The sequence below is a fragment of the Ignavibacteriales bacterium genome, assembly GCA_016709765.1.
Lineage (GTDB): Bacteria > Bacteroidota > Ignavibacteria > Ignavibacteriales > Ignavibacteriaceae > IGN3.
This window is the reverse complement of sequence record JADJMD010000013.1, coordinates 717,768-741,554: the sequence shown is the minus strand read 5'-3', so window position 1 is coordinate 741,554 and position 23,787 is coordinate 717,768. Positions and strand designations below refer to the sequence as shown.

Sequence of the window (23,787 nt, the reverse complement as noted above, 5' to 3'; positions counted from 1 at the left end):
AAAACTAAATTTTAGAACTAAGATTGGCTTAATATTTTTTTGTAGCAGCGTCTTCTTTTATGCTGACGTGCGTCATAAAGTTTCCACTGAGCTTGTACTTTATCATTGCTTTCAAGCTCACGGTTGGTCTCAACATACTGTATTCCGTTTTTAATACAAACTTTATTTATTTGGTCGATTAAAAGTGCATTAACACCTTTGTTCTGCAAGTCAGTTCTTACAGCAGTAAGATATAAATCCAATGCTTTACTTTTTTTCATTTCTTTTAAGATGAATAAAAACCCAAAAGGAAAAAGTTTGCCATTAATTTTTTGCAAAGCATTATTTAGTGACGGCATTGTTATACCAAAGGCAGCTAGTTTATTGTTCTCGTCAAGAACCAATGGAAGATATTCCGGGCGGATAAACGAAAAATATTGCTTAACATAAGAATCAATTTGTTTATCTGTTAACTCAACAAATCCATAAAGATCTTTATAAGTTTCATTTATCAAATAAAAAATATCTTTGGCATAAGGAAGCATATCTTTTGCTTTCTTAAACACCGGAACATGAAGCCTATTTCTTTGCAAGGCTATCTCAGCAATCCTTGCGATTTTTTCCGGTGTGGATGAGACAATTTTAACTCTAAATTCTATCCAGTCAATATCTTTTGCATAACCAAGTTTTTCAATATGATTTCGATAGTAAGGGTAGTTGTATATGCTGCCAAGCGTACTAACTTCTTCATAACCTTCAATTAGCATTCCTTCACCATCCATATCGGTAAAACCGAGCGGGCCATGAATACTTGTCATTCCTTTACTTGCAGCCCACTTTTCAACCGTTTCAAATAACAGTTTAGAAATAGCTGGATCATCTTCAAAATCTATCCATCCAAATCGTGCTTCTTTTTTATTAAACTTATCGTTGAACTTTGAATTGATTATTCCCGCTACTCGTCCAACAATTTTCTTGTCTTTGTAAACCAACCAATATTTTGATTCGCAAAAATCAAAGGCAGGATTGATCTTTTTACTCAATGATTTCTTTTCATCAAAGCGGAGCGGCGGTATAAAGTACTTGTTGTTTTTATACAAATTGTACGGTAACGAGATGAAGTTATTTAAATCTTTTTTTGATGTTACTTCTTTTAGGATTAAACTCATTTTTAACTTACTTCTTTTGGAATATTCTTAATGTTAATATAACATTTTTTGCATTCGACAGTTAGATAAATCAACTATCGTTTTAATAAAAAAATAACGATGATTAATTTTGGGGATAAAAGTTCGAATAATTAATTATTCCGATTACTCCGTGCGTAAGCAAAAAAAAGGGAATCAGTACTACAAAGATTACATCAATGGGCGGCAGTTTTGCTTGCCAGACTGGAATGAATTGGATAATTATAATAATAGAGATAATCATTATAAAAATTATTGATAAACTATTCGATAAAATTTTGTAAGAAAATTCGAGATATGATTTTTTATCTTGAATGGTTTCTTTTTCCAAAAATAATGATCGAAACGCTAAGATCGCCAGAACTGCCAAGCCTTTTGTTCCTAATAAACTGATTGAAAGTATTGTTCCAAATCCAACAAATATCTCAACCCAAAAGGCAATATATAAGTTTTTGTATCTCATTTTCCTGGTTTTAGCTCTTATTTATACCCATCCTCGAAGTTTACATGCTTCGGCAACACGAGCAACACCAACAAGCATTGCAGCTAATCTAGGATGAATCTTTTTCTCTTTAATAGCTTCCTCCACACGGTGATAAGCCATAGTCATTTTCCTATCAAGCTTTTTATGAACTTCTTCTTCTTCCCAAAAGTAAAGTGATTTGTCCTGGACCATTTCAAAATAGGAAACTACAACACCACCTGCGCTACCAAGAATATCTGGGATTACGTGAACACCTTTTTTAAAAAGAATCTGATCGGCTTCAGGTGTAGTTGGACCATTTGCAAGTTCACAAACTATTCTAGCTTTAATTTTATTTGCATTCTTTGTGTGAATGGCGTTTTCTAAAGCAGCGGGATAAAGAACTTCAACATCAAGTTCAAGAAGTTCTTCATGCGCAATCTGTTTGGAGCCTGGATAGTTTAGAACGGTGCCGGTTTTTAATTTATGCTGCACAAGCTCAATGGGATCAAAACCCTGCTTATTAAAAATTGCCCCACGAGAATCACTAACACCCACAAGTCTTCCGCCACCTAGTATTTCGGGATGCAAAAGCGCAGCACGCTGTCCTGCATTTCCAAATCCCTGTACGGCAAAATCTTTTGTTGGATCAAATCCTAAAGAATTACATGCTTCACGAACTGAAATTACGCCACCGCGTGAAGTTGCATCTCTTCTGCCTTCAGTTCCGCCAACCTGTTGTGGTTTATCTGTAAAAGCTCCAGGGCTATGTTTAAATTTAATGGTTTCATATTCATCCATCATCCAAGTCATTGTTTGCGGATTTGTATAAACGTCCGGTGCTGGAACATCAATATCAACACCGAGCAGAGGTGAAATTGCTCGTACATATTCTCTTGATAGTCTTTCTAATTCTCGATCACTCATATTTTTAGGATCACAGCAAACACCACCTTTTCCACCGCCAAGCGGCAGATCTACAACTGCTGTTTTCCAGGTCATCCAACAGGCTAAAGCACGAATTGTATCAATTGTTTCTTCAGGGTGAAATCTTATTCCTCCTTTAGCTGGTCCGCGAGAGTAATTATATTGAATTCGATAAGCCTGGAAAATCTTTACATCTCCGCTATCCATTCTCACCGGAAGAGTAAAACTTGTTTCAAGTTGTGGTGTGCTTAGCAATTCAATTGTCGCTTGATCCAGGTTAAGAAGTTTTGCTGCTTCAATAATTTGCTGTTGAGCTACACGGAATGAGTTGTATGAATCCATTATTATGCCTTATTGGTTGAGTTATTTTTCTTGTCTTGATTATTTTCTTTTTCTTCTGGATTAACTTCCAAAAGAATTCTATACCAACAATTTTTACAGACTATTGCACGATCTACTTTTAGCAGAACCTGCTGCCAGGAGCTTAGTCTATTTCCACAGTGCGGACAGGAATCAGGCACTTTTTCATTTGAAGTTTTTTCAACAGCCAAATTATACCTCCGGTTTCATAATTATTCCTTTATTCTGATGTCCATTCATTTTAATAATAATAGGTTTATCAAATCTAATTAATCTTGTAAACTCTTTTGTGTCCACGTGCGGCTGCGCCAAAAGCCAATCCCAATCAACAAACCCTGTCTCGGAAACATTATTTACAGTAAAGTATCCAATCATAAAAGATGTAATATTTTGAAAAAAGTGTGAACCTTGGGATGGTTCTACAGACATATCTTTAAAACTCGTTTCAACGATTGCACGCGCGCCAGCTATTTGTTCCCATCCTACCGGTATTCCAAGCCACGGATCAAGTGATCCCCATCTGCCAACTCCTATCAAAAGATACGGACGTTTTTGTGCAATTAATTGGCTGTTAAAGGATGCAACTTCTGCAGCAACTTCGTGGCTTTTTGCTCGATTAAATGTATGGTAATCAACGAGCACAACATCAAAAATATCTTGTATAATTCCGTTTCCTAAAACTTGATGGCTTTCGCATATCAATTTATCAGCACTGTTGTTCTCAATAATCAAATTATCATATTCATGAGAGACTACAAGTGGTCTCATTTGTAAAACACCAAATTCTTTTTTACCCGTATTTACAGGAGATAAGTTTACTGCAAATTCAATTTCAACCGGAGTTCCCATTCCCCAGGTCCCCATATCTAATAGTAATTCCAAAATGGGAGAAAGAGGAAATATTTTATTTTTTAGTATGGGACCAAAAGTAACTAATCTTGCGCCCTGCCGGGAAAGCCCATCGTAAATCATATCATTATCATGTGAGTAAGTTGCACCCACGTAATTTAGTGTATTATCTTTTTCAGCAACAGATAGATTAAAAGTTTCAACAAGAGTATCGTGTGTTGTTTCTAAAAATCGGTTAGTCTCATCTAAACGTAAAGCAAAAAATTCTCCCTGACTGTTTTCTAGTGCATCTTTTGCAGAATAGAACTGAATTAAATCAGTTGGGTATTTGGGGCAGAATCTTACAGTCAGCCCACCATCGACTACCCATTTACCAAGTCCCAAGGCTGTGGAAACAATACCATCTGTAGATTTTTGAGGTGCCAGTGGATAAAAATTATACGACTTTGCAACACCAGAAAAATGTGGATAGAATCTATTTTCATGTTTACTTCCCACCATTTTCTGTACAATTACGGCCATTTTTTCTTCTTCCAAACGGTAAGAAGTTATTTTTATATAATTTTTTGGAGCCTGATAAAATGTAGAGGCGTAAACTCTTTTTATAGTTGTAAGCAGATCATTTAATCTAACTAATGGATTCGGCTGATTATTTGGGAGCATATAAGTTTCATATACACCCGCAAACGGATGATATTGTGAATCTTCTAATAAGCTGGAAGAACGAACTGCAAGCGGAGTATGTATTATTTGAAGAAAAGCTGAAAGCTCAGCCAATATATCTTCAGGAAATCTTTCCGCTTCTAAAAATCTTTTTGTTATTTCAGCATCATCATCACAATTAAGAGCAAAACTTCTTAGGTTATTCTCATCTAAAAACTGATCGAAAACTTCTGTTGCTATTACCACCGCAGCAGGCACAGAAATAATTACATCTTCGTGAGTATCGCGAACATTATAATCGTTAATTAATGTATTGACAAAACCTAATCCTCTTGCTTTTCCTCCCAGTGATCCGCCACCGATTCTTGCAAAACTGCTTTCAGGATCAAATGACTCTTTATTAAAATCCGTTATTATTCCTCGCTGGCGCATAGCTCTATAACTTTGCAGAGATTCAATAAGATCCTTTCTTAAAGCTTCAAAGTCAGGATAATCAGATACCTTTCTCGGTCTTAGCTGATGCGCTAAGCCAAATTCTGTTCTTGCCTTTAACCAATTTGAAAAGTGGTTTTTTGAGGCATGGAATGCGATGCTTTCAATCGGCACAACTTTTAAAGAGTTTTCAAGTGTTCTAAGATTATTTGCGCGCGCAACTTCAATTCCATCTTTAGTTCTAAAAACAAAATCTCCAAAACTAAAATGTTGATTCATAAACTGTCGAAGCTCGTTAAGCAAAGTTGGTGAGTCTTTAAGAATAAAAGATGCATCTACTTGCTGTGCTTCAATTTGATTTTGTGGATTTGTAGATGCAAGTAAAACCGGAATATCCGGATGTTCTTTTTTTACAGTCTTTGCAAACCTTATTCCTGCTTTTGGGTCTTGCTTACCTTTACGAGGGAAATCTATATCTGAAATAATTCCGAGACAAAGTTCATTGTACTTCGTAAAATATTCTAACGCTTCTTCATAATTAGCACATAAAAGTATTTTTGGTCTTGCACGCATTCTCAAAAATTTATGCGTAAGATTTATTCCTTCAGAAATAAGTCGTTGAGATTGAGAAAGCATTTCAGTATAAATAATGGGGAGAAAAGAGGAATAGTATCTTATATTATCTTCAATAAAAATAACATTTTGAACACCAACCATTTTGCTATCGTGCTCAACATTCATTTTATCTTCAAGATACTTAATCATTGCGATGATAATTCTAAAATCACCTTGCCAGATAAAAACTTTATCAAACACATTTATTTCGGGATTAAGCAACAGGTACTTTAATTCCTTGTTATCATGAGCAAGAAGCATAATAGGAACATTAAGACCTGATTTTTTTGCTTGCTTTGCAAAACTTAAGGGATGCATATCTTCTATATGCAATGTTGTAATGATAAGATCAAACCTGTTTTCTTCAAGCGCAAGTGATATTGCATCTTGACCGCTGGAAACACGAGTAAGTTCTGGTGAGTGAGAAAGATTTAGTCCCTGATACTCATTTCTAACAAGCTCATACAAGCGGCCATCTTCTTCAAAAAGGTAAAGATCATATAAGCTGGATACAAGCAGTATATCTCTTACGCGAAGGCGCATAAGGTTTTGAAAACCCTGAAAACGATTTCCGTAACCGTGCTCTACAAAAAGCGTTTCTGGAGAATTTTTTAGATCGTCAGCCCTGTCCATAAATATTCACCAAAACAGGTTAAGAATAAATTACTTAACATAACTTATTAAAAATTTGAACAAAGTTCTATTTATGATTTAATAAAAAAGGCGATTCCAATGAATCGCCTTTTTTTTGCATTGTTAATTCGATACTGAGAATTATTTAAACAACTCCCTGATCCATCATTGCATCTGCAACTTTTAAGAACCCACCAATGTTTGCGCCGTTAACATAATTACCCGGTGTATTAAATCTTTCAGCAGTATCAACGCATGTTTTGTGTATGCTATGCATAATCATTTTTAAGCGATTATCAACTTCTTCACGCGTCCAGCCAAAACGCATACTGTTCTGTGCCATCTCTAATCCGGAAACGGCAACACCACCTGCATTAGCCGCTTTACCTGGTCCATAAAGAATTCCTTTGTCAAGAAAGATATTTACGCCATCAGGAGTTGTAGGCATATTAGCACCTTCACTAACAACAAAGACTCCGTTGTTAATTAAGTTTTGTGCGTCTTTAGCATTTATCTCATTTTGTGTTGCTGATGGGAAAGCACAATCAGCTTTGTGATTCCACAATGGATTAAAAGGTCCATTAGGATCAATTGGAGTGTAAATAGCTTTCTTATATTTATCTGTGTATTCCTTAATTCTACCGCGGCGTACATTTTTCATTTCCATTACAAAAGCTAGTTTTTCTTTGTTAATGCCTTCTTCATCATAAATGTATCCGTTTGAATCTGATAAGGTTAAAACTTTTCCACCAAGCTCAAGAATTTTTTCAACTGTGTACTGTGCAACATTACCACTACCAGAAACCAAGCATGCTTTTCCTTCAAGGGTATTACCTTTTGTTGCAAGCATTTCAGCCGCAAAGTAAACTGCGCCGTAACCCGTTGCTTCAGGACGAATTAGTGAACCACCCCAATTTAATCCTTTACCTGTAAGCACACCGGTAAATTCATTTCTTAATTTTTTATACATTCCAAACATATAACCAATCTCTCTTCCACCTACACCAATATCTCCGGCAGGCACATCTGTATTAGGACCGATATGACGGAAAAGTTCGCCCATAAATGCCTGGCAGAATCTCATAATCTTTAAATCACTTTTACCTTTTGGATCAAAATCAGATCCGCCTTTACCACCGCCCATAGGAAGCGTTGTTAAGCTGTTTTTAAAAACCTGTTCAAATGCAAGAAATTTTAGGATGCCAAGGTTTACAGATGGATGGAATCGCAGCCCGCCTTTGTAAGGACCAATTGCGCTGTTCATTTCAATTCTGTAACCGATATTAATATTTATTTCACCCTGATCATCAACCCAGGGAACACGAAAGATCATTATTCTTTCAGGCTCGATGATGCGTTCTAAGATTTTTGCAGATCGATATTCAGGATGACGATCAAAACAAACTGAAAGTGATTCAGCAACTTCCATTACTGCTTGATGGAATTCTGGCTCTGCTGGGTGCTTAGCTTTTACCATACCCATTAGATCTTTTACGTAATTGGACATATAAACCTCCGAGAAAATTGTAGATATAAAATATTTTGACTAAATGAGCTAAATTTTAGGATGAAATTAAAGATTGAGTATTATGGGCGAAAGGATTGAAATTGTGAAAGTAGTGTAACAGAAAGTGTTACTAGCGGTGTTTATATAAAGATGCTACAATTCAATCAACTTATTTTGAATAGCATATTGTGCTAATTCAACATTAGACTTCATGGACATTTTTTCAAGTATTCTATTTCGATATGTATAAATTGTGTTAATACTAAGTGAAAGTTCTTCTGCAATTTCTTCAGCACTTTTTCCTAGTGCAATATTGCACATTATCTGAAATTCGCGGTCTGAAAGATTATCGTGAAGTAAATTAAGTTTATCGTGTCCAAAATTTTCTGCAAGTTTTTCAGCAAGCACAGGGTTAATATATTTTCTGCCGGATACTATCTTCCTTATAGCAACAACTAATTCAGTTGTTGCACTGACTTTTTTAAGATATCCTGATGCACCTGCCTTAATTGCTCGTAATCCATATTGATCTTCACTAAACATACTTAAAATTAAAACTGGAAGATCAGGATACAGTTGTTTAATATCCTTTAGTGCCTCAAGACCACTTTTACCAGGCATATTTATATCCAAAACAACGATGCTCCATTTTTCTTTTTTTAGAAGTTCCATAAGACCCGAAGCATCTTCAGCTTCACCACAGACTTGCATATCTTTTTCCTCAGCAACAATTTGCTTAAGTCCTTCACGAACAATTGCATGATCGTCTGCAATAACTATTTTTATTTTATCATTATTCATTTATTTCCTGATCAATTGGAATTTCAACTTTAACTTTAGTCCCTTTTCCCAAAAAACTATCAAAGGTTACTTGTCCACCAAATATGAGTGCTCTTTCTTGCATGCCATGAATCCCCAAAGATTTAAAATCTTTTATTTGCTCTGTGGAAATACCTTTACCGTTATCATTAATTTCAAGATTAATATTTGATTGGTTTGTAAGTAAGGAAATGTTCACCAGATTAGCTTCAGAATGGCGTGCAATATTTGTAAGTGATTCTTGAAAAATTCTAAAAAGTGCAGTTGATTTAGCAGGGCTTAGTTTTAAATCTTCTTTTTCAAGAATCAATGAACACTTAATGTTTGTAAGTTTTTCAAATTCTTCAGTTTGCCATTCAATGGCAGCATTTAGACCTAATTCATCTAAAATAGTTGGCCTTAGCTTTGCAGAAATTTTTTGAACTGACTCGACAGATTTATCTATAAGATTTGTAAGCGAATCAATTTTTTCTTTAAGCGGAGCTTGATCGGGCTTGAGTTTGTTACTTATCAGTGAAATTTGAATTTTCAAAACTGTAAGAACTTGTCCTAATTCATCGTGAATTTCCCTTGCAATCATAGTTCTTTCTTCTTCTCTAACAGTTTGTATATGCGTGGCAAGATTTCTTAATAGTTTACTGGATTTTTTTAATTTTTCTTCTGCTTGTTTACGCTCAGTAATATCTCTGGAAATAGAAAGCACAGTGAGTTTATCGTTAAACAAAAAAAAATGTGAATTAACTTCTACTGGAAAAAGTTTTTTATCTTTTGCACGATAAATTGTATCATACAATACGTGTCCTTCTTGTAATAAGCGCCCCATGGTAATATTAAAATCATCAATGCATTTTGGGGAAACAATTCCTGAAGGGCTAAGTAACAGAAATTCTTCTTTTGAATAGCCGAGTTGTTTACATGCTACATCATTTACTTCAATAAAATCACCGTAAGATTTTTCCGGTGAAAGTTGTGTAACAAAAACAAAATCATTCGCGCTGTTAAAAAGCATCTTAAACTTATATTCACTTTCACGCAGCTCCAGCTCAGATTTTTTTCTTTTCGTTATTTCTTTAATGATACTCAGAGTAGTTTTTTTTCCATCACTTAGCGTTAAGAATGAATTTGAAAATTCCAACCAAGTTTTTCTTCCATCCCAAAGAATGTTTTCTCTTTCGAAAAAGGTTTTTAATTCATTTTTACGAATATCTTTTTGGAATGATTTTAGAGCAGATTCTTGTTCACTTTTTGTATAAACGATTGAAAACGGTTTATTGATTAATCCATCCTTTTGCATATTAAATATTTTACAAAAGGAATCATTTACCAAAAGTATATTACCGTCTTCATCAATTAAACGCATTCCATCAACAGAAATTTCCCAAAGCTGCCCAAATAGCAGATCAGCATTAAGAACATCTTCTTTGATAAAGAGATCGTTCATAGTTTAATAATTTTTATTGTAAAAGTTCTAAACAATTATTGAGAACTAAATAATTTAAATTTCTTCAATACTTACACCGGGTTTTAAAATTATACCACGATTTTCATGGCCATTTATCTTTACTCTTAGTGGTTCGTCAAATTGAAGATGCTTTGTAAATTCAAGTTCTTCTATTGCTGGCTGTGCATTCAACCAATCCCAGTCAATAAAACCAATATTATCAATTGCATTTACTGTAAAGTATCCTACTCTAAACGAAGTTAGATTCTGAAAAAAATGGGATCCTTGTGAAGGAGTAACCTGAAAATCTTTAAAACCTGATTCAACAATTGAAACAGCACCCGAAATCTGATCCCAAGTAACAGGAATCCCAAGCCATGGATCAAGTGAACCCCATCTGCCCACACCAAAAAGCAAATATGGTTTTCGTGCAGCAACAAGTTTTGAATTCAGTTTACTGACCTCCATAGCTACTTCCTGGCTTTTGCCTCTCTCAAATTTATTAATATCCACTACCACAACATCATAAATATCGTCTATGGCGCCATTGCCTAAAACTTGCGAACTTTGACAAATCATATCAGACTCATTAAAATCACCTACCATTAGTTCATCAAGTTCTCTGCTTAATACCATTGGTCGCATTTGCAGCATCGCAAATTCTTTTTTCTCAGCTGGAGGTTTATTAAGGTTCACGGCAAATTCAATTTCAACCGGAGTTCCCATTCCCCAAGATCCGATATCCAAAAGCATATCCAAAATTTCCGGCAACGGAAATATCTTATGCTTTAATACCGGGGCAAAAGTAACAACTCGGATTCCATCGCGGGAGATTCCATCATACACAGCCTCATTTTCTGGCGAGTAAGTTGAACCGACAGAATAGAGGGTACCATCTTTTTCAGAATCAGAAAGATCATATCTCTTAACCATGGGGTCTTCAATACTATCGGGATGATGATCAAGTTTTCCGTTTAAATCTAATGCATAAAAATCTTGTTGAGCGTTCCTTAAAGTTTCTTTAGTCGAAAAAAACTGCAGCATATGCTTTGGGTATCTTGGACAAAACCTAATAGTATTTCCGCCTTCAACTACTGTTTTGCCAAGTCCCAAGGCTACCAAAGCTATGCCATCTGTAGATTTTTGTGGAGGCACTGGATAGAAATTGTAAGATTTTGCAACTCCTGCAAAATCCGGATAAAATCTGTTTTCCTTTTGTGAGCCAACTAACCGTTGAACTATTACGGCCATTTTTTCTTCTTCCAAACCATAGTTAGTTACTTTAACGTAATCTTTGGCTTTTTTGTGGAAGGTGGAAGCATAAACGCTTTTAATTGATTGTAAAAGTTCATCCAATCTTACAGCAATATCTTTGTTGCTGTTTGGTATCATATAAGTTTCATAAACACCAGCAAAAGGAAGAAATTGTGAATCTTCTAATAAACTTGATGATCTTATAGCTAATGGGCAGTGAGTAATCTCCAAAAATTGTTTTAATGTAGCTAGAATATCTTCTGGAAATTTTTCTGCATCAACAAATTTCAGTGTTATTTCTAAATCATTATTTTCTGAAAAAGCATATTCTTCTAGTTGATTCTCACTTATGAATTTGTCAAAAACCTCTGTACCAAGAACAATCGCTGAGGGAACACTTATTTCTACATCTTCAAATTTTTTACTTATCCCATAGTTAGTAATCAAAGTATTTATGAAGCCTAAACCACGAGCTTTACCACCTAAGGAACCACCACCGATTCTTGCATAACTGTTTTTTGTATCAAAGGAATCTTTATTAAAATCAAGTACAACGCCGCTTTGCTGAAGTTTTCTGTACTCTTGAAGTGAAGTTGACAATTTATCTCGTAATCCCTGCACTGATTGAAAATCCGTTACCTTGTGTGGTCTTAATTTATGAGCAAGGTAAAATTCAGTTCTGGCTTTAAGCCATTTAGAAAAATGATTTCTTGAAGCATGGTAAACCAAACTTTCATCGGAAATTATTTTTAATGCTTCTTCAAGTTGTGATAAATTTGCCGCACGAAATTCTTCTTTGCTTTTATTATTCAAAAATACAAAATCACCAAAACCAAAATTTTGAAGCATAAATTCTCTAAGCTCTTGAAGCAATCTTGGAGAATTTTTGTGCATAAAAGATGCCCCTATTTGATATGCCTTATCTCTAAAACCTGCATCACTCGATTGCAGAAGAATTGAAATGTCATCGTGCTGTGAGCGTACAGTTTTTGCAAATTTAATCCCTGCTTCGGGGTCTTTTACACCATGATGTTTAAAGTTAATATCTAAAATCAAACCTAAAACATATTCCTGATATTTTTCATAATAAGACCAGGCTTCTTCATACGTTGTACAAAGTAAAATTTTGGGGCGAGCTCGCATTCTTAAAAACTTATGTGTAAGGTTAACGCCTTCACGTACTAATCGTTGAGATTGCTTAAAAACCTCAGTATAAATTATTGGAAGATATGAAGAGTAAAATTTAATATTATCTTCTACAACAATAATTGATTGAACACCTATATTTTTTGTATCGCCTTCAACATTTACACGGTCTTCAATATACTTTACAATTGCAATTAGAAGTCGATAATCTCCACTCCAGATAAATATTCTTTCAAAAATTGAGGTATCGTAGTTAGTTGTAAGCTCTTTTCTTTCACGATTATCATAAGCAAGCAAGATTATTGGAAGATTTATACCAGACTGTCTTGCCATTTGAGCAAATTTAATAACGTGCATATCTTCAATATGAAGTGTTGTAATGATTAGATCAAAAGTATGATCTTCGCTAAGCATTTCAAGCGCTTCCTCCCCTGTAGTGACATGAATTAATTCGGGAGCGAAACTTAAGTTTAGAGATTGATATTCTTCACGAATTAATTCGTAAAGCCTTCCATCCTCTTCAAAGAGGTAATTATCATAGATACTGGAAACTAAAAGTATCTCCCGTATTTTGTATCGCATTAGTTTTTGAAACTTCTTTACACGAGTACTGAATACGTTCTCTAGGGTGTGCTGTCTTACTTTTGATGATCGGTTTTCCATATATACGATGAGATTGATTAATTGATGCTTAAAATATAATAAAAATTGAAATTGAAAGTTTGGGATTGAATGTGTGTATCTGCAATAAAAAATAATTCTTGTGCAATCTATTCTAGAAATTAAAATATGGATTTGCGTGTAATTCGATTTGAGAATCTTAGCTCAAAAAATGTTAAATTCTATAGTGTTTTTCAAAAAGGAAAATAAGCTATATGCAAATCTGCATTTTTGAAGATATAAACTATTTAAACTTTGAGCCGATGCTGTTTACTCGTCCGGTTTATGATTTGTTATGCGGTAACGCTTCGCTCAAAGATAAAATCATTCGTTGTTATGGTGATGTTAAAGTATCGCTCCACTGTCGCCCATATCTAACAGAGATTGTTCAAAGAGGCAATCCAAACCTTTTAGTAAACAAGATAGAAGATACTGAGTGTTTGTTTATTAACGGAAGAATTATTGCCCCGGAAAATCTATCGCTGCTTCTTCCTTTATTGCCCGGAGAAGATAAAGTATTTGTAAATGAAGAAACTGTAATTGCAGCTTATTTATCAGGCACAAATCTGCAAAATAAAATAAACCATTTAAAAGATCTTTTTTCCGTAAATGATTTTAATGGATTATCAATAAAAATACTTGATCTTAAATGTGCAAATTATTTGTGGGATTTGATAAACATTAACGGTAAACAAATAGCATCAGATTTTAATTATCTTACAAAGCAATCCAAAAGACAAAACTTTATTGAGTCTGTTAGCGCATCTGTTCATATCATAAATAAAGAAAATATTTTTGTTGGCAAAAATGTTACCATTAAACCCGGTGTGGTTTTAGATGCTTCGGGTGGTCCAATAATTATTGATGATAATGTTTTTATTTATCCAAACGCTGTTATTGAAGGTTCTGTGTCTATTGGGGAATCATCAAAAATAAAAAGTGGTGCAACTATTTATGAAAATGTTTCAATCGGGAAAATTTGTAAGATTGGCGGCGAAGTTGAACAATCTATTTTTATGGATCACTCAAATAAACAGCACTCTGGATTTATCGGGCATTCCTACATCGGAAGCTGGGTTAATCTTGGCGCAGATACAAACAACAGCGATTTGAAAAACAATTATTCTAAAATAAAAATTAAGCTAAGCGGTAAAGAAGTTGAAAGCGGTTCGCAATTTCTTGGATTGATGATTGGTGATCACTCCAAGAGCACAATAAATACAATGTTTAATACCGGCACTGTTGTTGGATTTTCTTGTAATATATTTGCATCAGGTTTTCCTGAGAAATATGTTCCGTCTTTTACCTGGGGCGGTGATGAGTCATCAACTGTTTATGATATTAAAAAAGCAATGGAAACAGCAAAGATTGTAATGAGCCGAAGGAAAATTGATTTTGAAACAAAAGATGAATTGATGTTTAACTTAATTTTTGAACTAACAAAAAATGATAGAGAAAAAAGAGGTTATTAATTGGAAGATAGTACTGATCAAAATATAGAACAGAAAACGAATGAACAAAATGACCAGCCCGTTTTTGAAAATAAAGAAGCTCATCTGGAAGAACACAAAGTTATAGATTTATATCAAGGTGTTAGAGGTCTTGCTGTTAAAATTCTTAATCGTGTTGAAAGAACTGACGCATATCTTGATAAGCTTTTAGATAACGAATTAAAAAACGCCGAATTAAACGGACCAGATAAAGCACTGCTTTATGAAATCGTACACGGGGTTACTCGCTGGCAAGGAAGATTAGATTGGATTCTTAACGGTTTTTACAAAGGGCAATTTTCTAAAGCGATTCCAAATTTAAAAAATGGGTTACGTGTTGCGCTTTACCAGATTTTATTCTTAGATAGAATTCCGGATCACGCAGCAGTTAACGAAGCCGTTGAGTTTGTTAAAAAACTTCAAGGACAAAAACCAGCAGATCTTACAAATGCAATTCTTAGAAATATTATAAGGAGTAAAAATTCTATACGATATCCTGACCCCAACGAAGATATTGTTGGATATTTAAGCGCTTATTATTCACACCCTGCCTGGATGGTAAAACGCTATCTTGAAAGATTTGGTAGAGAAGACACGGAAAAATTGTTAAACGCTAACAATGAAAAACCATATCTTACTTTACGAGTAAATGCGATTAAAACAACCCCAGAGGAATTTAAATCACTTTTACAACAAGTTAATCTTAAGTACAAACCAGGAAAATTTCTTAATGAATTTGTTCAACTTCAAAATCTTACAAACATTACAGCATGGGATTATTATGTAAAAGGATATTTTAACATTCAGGATGAAAGTGCAGGCTTAGCGGTACGATTGTTAGATGTTGCACCTGGAATGAATGTTCTGGATATGTGTGCTGCTCCCGGTGGTAAAACAGCTTATCTTGGTTCGTTAATGAACAACCAGGGCTCAATTACTGCGTTAGATCGTTACGAAGGAAGATTAAAACTGGTTCGTAATAACAACGAAAGACTTGGATTGACTTGTGTTACTACTATTGAAAGTGATGCGTTGGAATTTGAGGCAGAACCATTTGATCGTGTGCTTGCGGATGTGCCTTGCAGCGGCTCAGGAACACTTTCCAAAAAACCGGATATTAAATGGAAAAAAGATATTTTTGATTTAAGAAAAATGAACGATATTCAACTTAAATTAATTTCAAAAGCAGCAACGTTAGTTAAACCAGGTGGGGTTTTGGTTTACAGCACTTGTTCCATTGAGCCGGAAGAAAATATTGGAGTTATCAAAAAGTTTCTTGAATCGCATCCAAATTTTAGATTAGAATCCGCTAAAGATAAAGTTGCAGATAACTTAGTTGATGAAAACGGATGCATCCAAACACTGCCGCAAAAGCATCAGATGGATGGAGCGTTTGCAGCAAAATTAATTAGAATTGAATAATAATTTTATGAGATATTATGCTTGATAAATTTGCAGATGAATTAAGACAGCAAAGGGAAAGTGCCGGGTTAACACTTCAGCAGATGGCTACTAAAACAAGAATTGATCTTAAATTTCTTGAGGCCATTGATCAGGGAAATTTTTCTTTTCTGCCTGATCTTTATGTGAAAGCGTTTGTAAAACAGTTTGCTAAAACAATTGGGCTTGATGAAAATATAACTTTAAAAAAATTTGAAGCGGCAAGAGATGGTAAAGAGTTTGATCCAAGTCCTCCTGCAACTGTGGAAGAAGCAAGGCAAGCGGAGGAGCCCAAATCCGATTTGCCTAAAATCGAAGAAACTAAAGTTGATCCACAAAAACCGAAAGTAAAATCAACTATTCCTTTGAAATCTTATGTTGATGAGCAAAAACAAAACTTAAATGAATCTAGTAGCAAAGCCAACAACCAGTTAATGATATTTGGATTAGGTGGAATTGGATTAATTATTATTGCCGCGCTTCTTTACTTTTTTATTTTTAGTAAAAGTGATAAAATAATTGTAGAAGAAACACCAATTGAAGAAGTTATCGAACAAGGAAATCAGCGATATATTGAAGAGCAACCTGTTAATCAGTTAAACGAAGGTGATAACACTATTGTTACTGTATCAGCCGATAGCCTGTATCTGACTTTTTATCCCAAAGAACAATCCTGGGTTTTTGTTGTGCTTGATAATAATCGTACGCAGGAATTCACACTCAGTCCAAATCTAAAATTCAGCGTAAGTGCCGCACGAGAATTTAAAGGAACAATTGGTAATTCCGGCGGAGTTACTTTGGAATTGAATAATAAACCTGTTGAATTTACTGGGCGATTAGGTTCTGTGAGGCATTTTAAGTTAGATAGAACCGGACTTGTTTATTTAAATGCACCTCCAAAAATTGATCAAGAGTAAATGGATTCTTTAATCGGGAAAAGAATTGAAGAGCTTCGTAACGAGATAATCAAGCACGATTATAATTATTTTGTTTTAGCTGAACCTGTTATCAGTGATGAAAACTATGATAAGCTTGTTAAAGAATTAGGAAAACTTGAAAATGAAAACCCCCATTTAATTACCCCGGATTCTCCAACTCAAAGAGTGGGGAAAGATCTAACTAAAGAATTTAATCCTGTAAAGCATAAAATCCCGATGTTGAGTCTTGCGAACACTTACGATGAGCAGGATTTATTAGATTTTGATCGAAGAGTAAAAGAAAATTTACCTGATTCAGAAAAAGTTGAATATGTTGTTGAGCTAAAGATTGATGGTGCTTCCATTAGCATAAATTATATTGATGGATTTTTACAGACAGCAGCCACTCGTGGTGATGGAACAGTTGGCGAAGAAGTTACAAACAATATTAAAACTATTCGTTCAATCCCTTTAAAGATTGATTTATCCAAAGAAAAAACATACAATCTTAAAAATTTTGAAGTGCGCGGAGAAGTTTATATGCGCATCTCTGATTTTGCTAATCTGAATAAAGAGCGTGAAGCTAATGGTGAAAAACTTTTTGCGAATCCACGCAACTCTACTGCGGGCACATTAAAATTACAGGATCCCAAAATTGTATCAGAAAGAAAGCTAAATGTTTTTCTTTATTCCATTATCAGCAGTAATGAAGAATTTGAATCGCAATTAGAAAATTTAAAGTTATTAACTAAACTTGGATTTATAGTTAATTCACAATACAAAATTTGTAAAAACATCGATGAAGTTTTAAAGGTATGCCGCAAGTTTGAAGAAATACGCGACACGCTTGAATATGAAATTGATGGCGCAGTAATAAAAGTAAATTCTATGAAGCAGCAGAAACTTTTAGGCAGTATCGCAAAATCGCCACGCTGGGCTGTTGCATTTAAATTTAAAGCAAAACAAGCTTTTACAAAACTAAATGAAATTACATGGCAGGTTGGCAGAACTGGCGCAATAACTCCAGTTGCAGAATTGGAACCTATAAAACTTGCGGGATCAACTATAAGTCGGGCTACTTTACACAATTTTGATGAGATACAACGGAAAGATATTAGGGTCGGAGATGCTGTTATAATTGAAAAAGGTGGCGATGTTATTCCAAAAGTTGTATCAGTAATTTTAAACGAACGTCTAAAAAAAAGTAAACCAACTCTTTCGCCGGAAAAATGTCCCATTTGCAATTCAAAATTATTTAAACCCGAAGGTGAAGTCGCCTTCTATTGTGAAAACCCCGAATGTTCGGCGCAAGTTAAAGGACGACTAATTCATTTTGCTTCACGTGGTGCAATGGATATTGAAGGTCTTGGCGAAGCACTGATTGATCTGTTTGTCGATAAAGGATTAATAACTCACTTTTCTGATATTTATAAGTTAAAAGATAAACGAGACAAGCTAATTGAAATAGAACGATTGGGTGAAAAAAGTATTGATAATCTTTTAAAGGCTGTCGAAGTTAGCAAGGCTCAGCCTTTTGCAAAAGTTTTGTTTGCACTTGGAATAAGATATGTTGGAACAGGAGCGGCACAAAAAATTGCAGATCATTTTAATTCAATTGATGATATTATTGCAGCAAGTGAAGAAGACATTTCCTCAATTTATGAAATTGGTCCAAGCATTAGCAAAAGTATTAAACAATTTTTTTCTTATAAAAAAAATTTACTTCTAATTGAAGATTTACATAAATCAGGGTTAACTTTTACATCAGAAAAAAAGAAAGTTGTTCAATCCGCATTAACTGGAAAAACTTTTGTGTTAACAGGAACACTTTCTGCTTTTTCAAGAGATGATGCAGGTGCAAGAATAATTTCTCTTGGAGGAAAAGTAACTTCAAGTGTAAGTAAGCATACTGATTTTGTTGTTGCTGGAGAAAAAGCAGGATCAAAATTGTCAAAGGCTGAATCACTAGGAGTTAAAGTTTTAGATGAAAATACATTTATAAAGATGCTTGAAGAAAATGAAAAACAATGATTGAAGCAATAAAAGAAAATATTTCTCGTATTTTAATCTCAAGAAAATTAAAAAACATTGTTCTAAATGAACAGGATTTTTCGGAAGCATTAAAAAGATCTGGATCATTTTTAATTTTGATGCCGGAAGATGAAATGGATTTTAGAGCTTGTTATATTGTTCTTGAGTATCTTGAACATCTAAACAAATCAATAAAAATCTTAACAAGAGATTATCGAATAAGTTTACTGCCTGCCAAGTTTAGAAATAAAGCAATGGAGTTTGGAATTTCAGATTTGAATAAGCTTGATCTTCCATCACACAAACTAGTTGAGAAATTATCTGAAATGAGATTTGATGGTGTTATGGACTTAAACCGGAAAGATGATTTGTTTTACAGTTATGCTTCTAATCTTGTTAATGCAAGAATAAGAATTGGATTTACAAAAAAGGGCGCTGATAAATATTATAACTTTCAGATTGCTAACAACGATGTTGAATCGAAAGTATCTTACAATAATTTTTTAAATTGTTTAAAAATGTTTTAAGGCAAAATTATGAATTTTGAAACAAAGCGTGTTGGCGATATTACGATTTTTAAATTGAATGAAAAGCGTCTGGATACAAGTATTTCCGGCTTGCTTAAAGGTGAGTTTACAATGATTCTAAAAGTTGAAGGAGTAAATAAACTAATTATTGATCTTAGTGCTGTTGAAAGCTGCGATAGTTCTGGCTTAAGCGCAATACTTGTTGCAAATAGAATTGTATCTGCGAACGAGGGAAAAATTAGACTTGCTGCACCATCTGAAAAAGTGCACACATTAATAAGAATTACTCAGTTAGATAGAGTTCTTCCTGTAACGGAAACTGTTGAACAGGCCTTAGCGGAATTAGGAAAATAGATCTTGCAAGTTTCTACTTTGGATTATGCAATCATTATAATTTATATGATTGCGATTACAGCATTTGGAAAAATAATCGGCGGTAAACAAAAAACAGTTAAAGATTATTTTATCGGTAAGCAAGAAGTTCCATGGTGGGTAATTAGTTTTTCGATTGTTGCTGCGGAAACAAGCACACTAACCTTTATTTCAATTCCCGGTCTCGCATATCTTACCAACTTAAATTTTCTGCAATTAACTTTTGGATATTTAATCGGTAGAATAATAGTTGCACAATTCTTTTTGCCCTCATATTATAAAGGAGATTTGACAACCGCATATTCTTATCTTCAAAACAGATTTGGAAATAAGACCCGTTCGTTAGCTTCCGTTACTTTTTTATTTACTCGCACTGCCGCGGATGGAGTTAGACTTTTTGCAACTGCAATTCCGCTTTATTTGATGTTAGATATTTCCCCAATGATTGCAATTGTTATTATCGCAATAGTTGCGCTGCTGTATACTTTTACTGGCGGATTAAAAGGCGTAATATGGGTTGATGCTATTCAATTAGTAATTTACATAGGCGGAGCCATCTTAACAGGATTTTATTTGATAAGCAATATTCCCGGCGGTGTTGGTGAAGTTTTTTCATCAAGCGAAATATCATCCAAGCTTAGCGTTTTTAATTTTGGATTTGAAAACGGATTTGCTGGGTTTTTCTCACAGCCATATACGCTTCTTAGCGGCTTAATTGGCGGTGCATTTCTCTCAATGTCATCACACGGAACGGATCAATTGATTGTCCAGAGATTACTTGCCGCGAAAAATTTAGCTGATAGTAAAAAAGCAATTGTTACAACCGGTGTTATAATAATTTTTCAGTTTGCACTATTCTTAGTTGTCGGAGTTTTACTTTATGCATATTATGGTCCACTCAATATTAAATCTGATGAAATATTTTCTAAGTTTATAATTGAAGTTTTACCATCCGGAGTTAAAGGAATAATTATTGCCGGATTATTTGCAGCTGCGCTTTCCACTCTTGCGGGATCGATAACTTCGCTTTCATCTTCTGTTATGCTGGATTTATATATTCCATTTCAAAAATCTGTTGATGAAAAAAAGAATTTATTAATCTCAAAATCACTTACAGTTTTTTGGGCAGTAATGCTGATATTTTCAGCATTTATTTTTATGGAAAGTTCTAAAGCGGTTGTTGAACTTGCATTAAGTATAGCTTCGTTTACGTATGGTGGTTTACTCGGCACATTTCTTTTGGGATTATCAAACAAAAAAATTAAGCAAAATCATGCTATTGCAGGATTTATTTCCGCAATTATTATAATGAGTTTTATTATCATATTTAAGGTTGTTGCGTGGACGTGGTTTATTTTGATTGGAGTTTGTGTAACACTTCTGGTTGGAAATTTATTTGAAATGATAACAAGAAAACGTTAAGAGTTATTAAATTAAGTTTCTTTCAAAAAATGATATGCGTGTAAATATCCTTTATTATAAGATGTTTTCAGGTCGTTCGAATATCCAACCAAATCTTCTAAATTCTTTTTCGCAAAAGCTCTTTCAAAAAATGCCTTTTCGTGATTTGGATTTAGGTCAATCACTTTATTAAAATCTTTAATAGCAAATTCCGGATTGCCGCTTTTATTGTATGCGATACCTCTGTTAAATAATGCTTCAAGAACATTTGGATGTTCTGCTAAGTAGATGTTAAAATCATCTATTGCTTCAAAGTATTTATCAAGCTCAATCTCTACCAATCCTTTATGGAAGAATGCTTCTTTATCTTCAATCCCTAAACTAACTGCTGAGTTAAAATCGTTCAATGATTTTGTGAAATTTGAAAGTCGAAAATTTGAAATTCCACGATAGTAAAAAGAGTATTTGTCAGTTGGGTTGTTATCCAGCACTTCAGAAAAATCCTCATTCGCACCTTTAAAATCAGAAATTTTGAATTTATCGAGTCCTCTTTTAAAAACTAAACCAACGTTACCCTTATCGTGTTTTAGGATAACATTAATATCTTCAATTGCACCTTTAAAATCTTTTTTCTTTTCGCTGCCTGCTGCTCTAACTTGTCTGTCGGTAAGATCATCATTGTTTAATTCTAAATCTAAGTTAGCTTGTAAAAAAACTCGCTCGTTATATGAAAGCTTTGGTCTTTTACCAGAAGTAGAATTTTTAAAAACCTTAATTAATAGAAAAGCAAAAATTGTTAGTACACCAACAGTAATTATTGTAAGCGTAGAAGTATCCATTTTCGTAACTAAACCTTATATTTATCATCGTAAAAAAACATTTCCCACACAGCAGATAAACAGATACCATACCAAAGAGGTAAATGTGGAATTAATAGATTATTTAATCGTTGTTGCGTACTTCATATTTTCTATATCAATTGCCTTAATTTATTCCAAAAGAGCTGGAAAAAGCACAAATGACTTCTTCCTTTCAGGTAGAAATTTACCCTGGTATTTAGCAGGTATATCTATGGTGGCAACTACTTTTGCTGCGGACACTCCTTTGGCTGTTACCGAACTTGTGGCTAAAAATGGCATTTCCGGAAACTGGATTTGGTGGAATTTTGCCTTCGGTGGAATGCTTACTGTTTTTTTCTTTGCAAGGTTATGGCGCCGTGCAGGAATTATGACTGAAGCAGAATTTGCGGAAATAAGGTACTCCGGAAAACCAGCAAAATTTTTGAGAGGTTTCCGCGCATTATATCTTGGATTATTTATGAACGTGATTATAATAGGCTGGGTTAACAAAGCTATGTCATCAATACTTCAAGGAATGTTTGGCATTGATGAGTCCGTTGTTATGTTATATGTTTTTGGATGTATGATTTTAGTAGCACTTTACTCAGCAATATCAGGTTTGTGGGGCGTTGTAATTACAGATGCATTTCAGTTTTTTATTGCAATGATTGGATGTATTATTCTTGCAATAATTGTAGTAAACTCACCGCAAGTCGGCGGCATTGCAGGATTAAAACAAAATTTACCTGCTTATGTTTTTGATTTCTTTCCAACAATTTCAGATGTTCCTTCAGCAGCGGGTATGTTAGCGATGTCTTTCTTTTCATTTCTTGCATATATCGGAATTATTTGGTGGGCTTCGTGGTATCCAGGAGCCGAGCCGGGCGGAGGTGGATATGTTGCACAAAGAATGATGTCTGCTAAAAATGAAAAGCACTCATTGTTTGCAACTTTATTTTTTCAGATTGCACATTACGCTATTAGACCATGGCCATGGATTTTAGTTGGATTAGCATCACTTGTACTTTATCCTGAGCTTGCTGATGCTCAAAAAGGTATGGGTTTTATTTATGCAATGCGTGATTTTCTTCCGGCGGGTTTAAAAGGCTTATTGGTTGCCGCATTTTTTGCAGCATATATGAGTACAATTGCTACACAACTTAATTGGGGAACCTCATACATTATTAATGATTTTTATAAAAGATTTGTAAACCAGAATAAAGAAGAATCGCATTATGTTTCATCTTCCAGAATAGCAACTATAATTTTAATGTTAATCTCTTTAGTTGTTACACTTTTTATAGGGAAAATATCCGGTGCATGGGCTTTTATTATTGAATGCGGTGCAGGTGTTGGTTTGGTTTTAATTTTAAGATGGTTCTGGTGGCGGATAAATGCATGGTCAGAAATATCTGCAATGATTATACCATTTATAATATTTCCGATCCTAAAAAGTTATGGAATATTATTTCCATATACTTTGTTTATAATTGTACCAGGTACAACCTTGGTTTGGGTTGTGGTTACATTTTTAACAAAACCAACCGATGAAGAAGTTTTATTTTCATTCTATAAAAAAATTCATCCCGGTGGCATAATGTGGAAAAAGATCTCTGATAAACTTCCTGATGTTGAAAGTGATTCTGGATTTTTTAGATTGTTTATTAACTGGTTAATTGGAGTTATTTTAGTTTACTCAATATTGTTTGGTACTGGAAAACTGATTATGGGTGAGTATTTTGACTCAATAATTTACTTAGGTGTAGCAGCAATTTCCGTTTCAATTATCTATGTTAATCTTTCTAAAATTGGTTGGAAGACAGTTATAAAATAAT

18 protein-coding genes are annotated in these 23,787 nt (G+C 34.2%); 8 read left to right on the top strand and 10 right to left on the bottom strand.

The window, feature by feature from the left end; all coding sequences use genetic code 11:
• Window positions 1-17: 17 nt before the first annotated feature.
• From IPJ23_12855 to IPJ23_12815, 9 genes are all read right to left on the bottom strand, one after another.
• Window positions 18-1,148, bottom strand: coding sequence for a hypothetical protein (locus IPJ23_12855; protein ID MBK7631565.1), 1,131 nt, complete (start codon window positions 1,146-1,148; stop codon window positions 18-20).
• 103 nt (window positions 1,149-1,251) lie between these two features.
• Window positions 1,252-1,629, bottom strand: a complete 378-nt coding sequence (locus tag IPJ23_12850) for a hypothetical protein (protein ID MBK7631564.1) — start codon at window positions 1,627-1,629, stop codon at window positions 1,252-1,254.
• Between the two features lie 21 nt (window positions 1,630-1,650).
• Entirely contained in the window at window positions 1,651-2,898 is a 1,248-nt protein-coding gene (locus IPJ23_12845; protein ID MBK7631563.1) for a Glu/Leu/Phe/Val dehydrogenase, read from the bottom strand.
• A gap of 2 nt (window positions 2,899-2,900) precedes the next feature.
• Window positions 2,901-3,107 carry a hypothetical protein gene (locus IPJ23_12840; GenBank protein ID MBK7631562.1) on the bottom strand — a complete coding sequence of 69 codons (207 nt, stop codon included), beginning with the start codon at window positions 3,105-3,107 and terminating at the stop codon, window positions 2,901-2,903.
• A gap of 1 nt (window position 3,108) precedes the next feature.
• A complete protein-coding gene (locus IPJ23_12835) occupies window positions 3,109-6,108 on the bottom strand; it encodes a histidine kinase (protein ID MBK7631561.1) in 3,000 nt (999 codons plus the stop codon).
• A gap of 145 nt (window positions 6,109-6,253) precedes the next feature.
• Window positions 6,254-7,615, bottom strand: coding sequence for an NADP-specific glutamate dehydrogenase (gene gdhA, locus IPJ23_12830; GenBank protein ID MBK7631560.1), 1,362 nt, complete (start codon window positions 7,613-7,615; stop codon window positions 6,254-6,256).
• A gap of 153 nt (window positions 7,616-7,768) precedes the next feature.
• Window positions 7,769-8,416 carry a response regulator transcription factor gene (locus IPJ23_12825; GenBank protein ID MBK7631559.1) on the bottom strand — a complete coding sequence of 216 codons (648 nt, stop codon included), beginning with the start codon at window positions 8,414-8,416 and terminating at the stop codon, window positions 7,769-7,771.
• Window positions 8,409-9,875 carry a PAS domain S-box protein gene (locus tag IPJ23_12820; GenBank protein MBK7631558.1) on the bottom strand — a complete coding sequence of 489 codons (1,467 nt, stop codon included), beginning with the start codon at window positions 9,873-9,875 and terminating at the stop codon, window positions 8,409-8,411. Before IPJ23_12820 ends, IPJ23_12825 begins: the two co-directional genes overlap by 8 nt.
• Before the next feature lie 54 nt (window positions 9,876-9,929).
• Window positions 9,930-12,857 carry a histidine kinase gene (locus tag IPJ23_12815; protein ID MBK7631557.1) on the bottom strand — a complete coding sequence of 976 codons (2,928 nt, stop codon included), beginning with the start codon at window positions 12,855-12,857 and terminating at the stop codon, window positions 9,930-9,932.
• Window positions 12,858-13,150: 293 nt separating this feature from the next.
• Between IPJ23_12815 and IPJ23_12810 the strand changes: the two genes are divergently transcribed.
• Genes IPJ23_12810 through IPJ23_12780 form a run of 7 tightly spaced genes read left to right on the top strand, consistent with a single transcriptional unit; the run spans window position 13,151 to window position 21,134 of the window.
• A complete protein-coding gene (locus IPJ23_12810; protein ID MBK7631556.1) occupies window positions 13,151-14,407 on the top strand; it encodes a GlmU family protein in 1,257 nt (418 codons plus the stop codon).
• Window positions 14,408-15,847 (top strand): 16S rRNA (cytosine(967)-C(5))-methyltransferase RsmB, encoded by a 1,440-nt coding sequence (rsmB, locus tag IPJ23_12805; GenBank protein MBK7631555.1) that lies wholly within the window; start codon window positions 14,408-14,410, stop codon window positions 15,845-15,847.
• 17 nt (window positions 15,848-15,864) lie between these two features.
• Window positions 15,865-16,782: a helix-turn-helix domain-containing protein gene (locus tag IPJ23_12800; protein ID MBK7631554.1), complete on the top strand. Its 918-nt coding sequence runs from the start codon at window positions 15,865-15,867 to the stop codon at window positions 16,780-16,782.
• Window positions 16,783-18,813: an NAD-dependent DNA ligase LigA gene (ligA, locus tag IPJ23_12795; GenBank protein ID MBK7631553.1), complete on the top strand. Its 2,031-nt coding sequence runs from the start codon at window positions 16,783-16,785 to the stop codon at window positions 18,811-18,813.
• Window positions 18,810-19,340, top strand: a complete 531-nt coding sequence (locus tag IPJ23_12790; GenBank protein MBK7631552.1) for a hypothetical protein — start codon at window positions 18,810-18,812, stop codon at window positions 19,338-19,340. Before ligA ends, IPJ23_12790 begins: the two co-directional genes overlap by 4 nt.
• 9 nt (window positions 19,341-19,349) lie before the next feature.
• The gene (locus tag IPJ23_12785; GenBank protein MBK7631551.1) at window positions 19,350-19,694 is read left to right on the top strand and encodes an STAS domain-containing protein; all 345 of its coding nucleotides are present in this window, start codon (window positions 19,350-19,352) and stop codon (window positions 19,692-19,694) included.
• A gap of 45 nt (window positions 19,695-19,739) precedes the next feature.
• Window positions 19,740-21,134, top strand: a complete 1,395-nt coding sequence (locus tag IPJ23_12780; GenBank protein ID MBK7631550.1) for a sodium/solute symporter — start codon at window positions 19,740-19,742, stop codon at window positions 21,132-21,134.
• A gap of 11 nt (window positions 21,135-21,145) precedes the next feature.
• On the opposite strand, the gene IPJ23_12775 is transcribed toward IPJ23_12780, so the two are convergent.
• Window positions 21,146-21,952, bottom strand: a complete 807-nt coding sequence (locus IPJ23_12775; protein MBK7631549.1) for a tetratricopeptide repeat protein — start codon at window positions 21,950-21,952, stop codon at window positions 21,146-21,148.
• Window positions 21,953-22,037: 85 nt separating this feature from the next.
• Here IPJ23_12775 and IPJ23_12770 point away from each other — a divergent pair, with 85 nt between their 5' ends.
• Window positions 22,038-23,786 carry a Na+:solute symporter gene (locus tag IPJ23_12770; GenBank protein ID MBK7631548.1) on the top strand — a complete coding sequence of 583 codons (1,749 nt, stop codon included), beginning with the start codon at window positions 22,038-22,040 and terminating at the stop codon, window positions 23,784-23,786.
• Window position 23,787 lies beyond the last annotated feature (1 nt).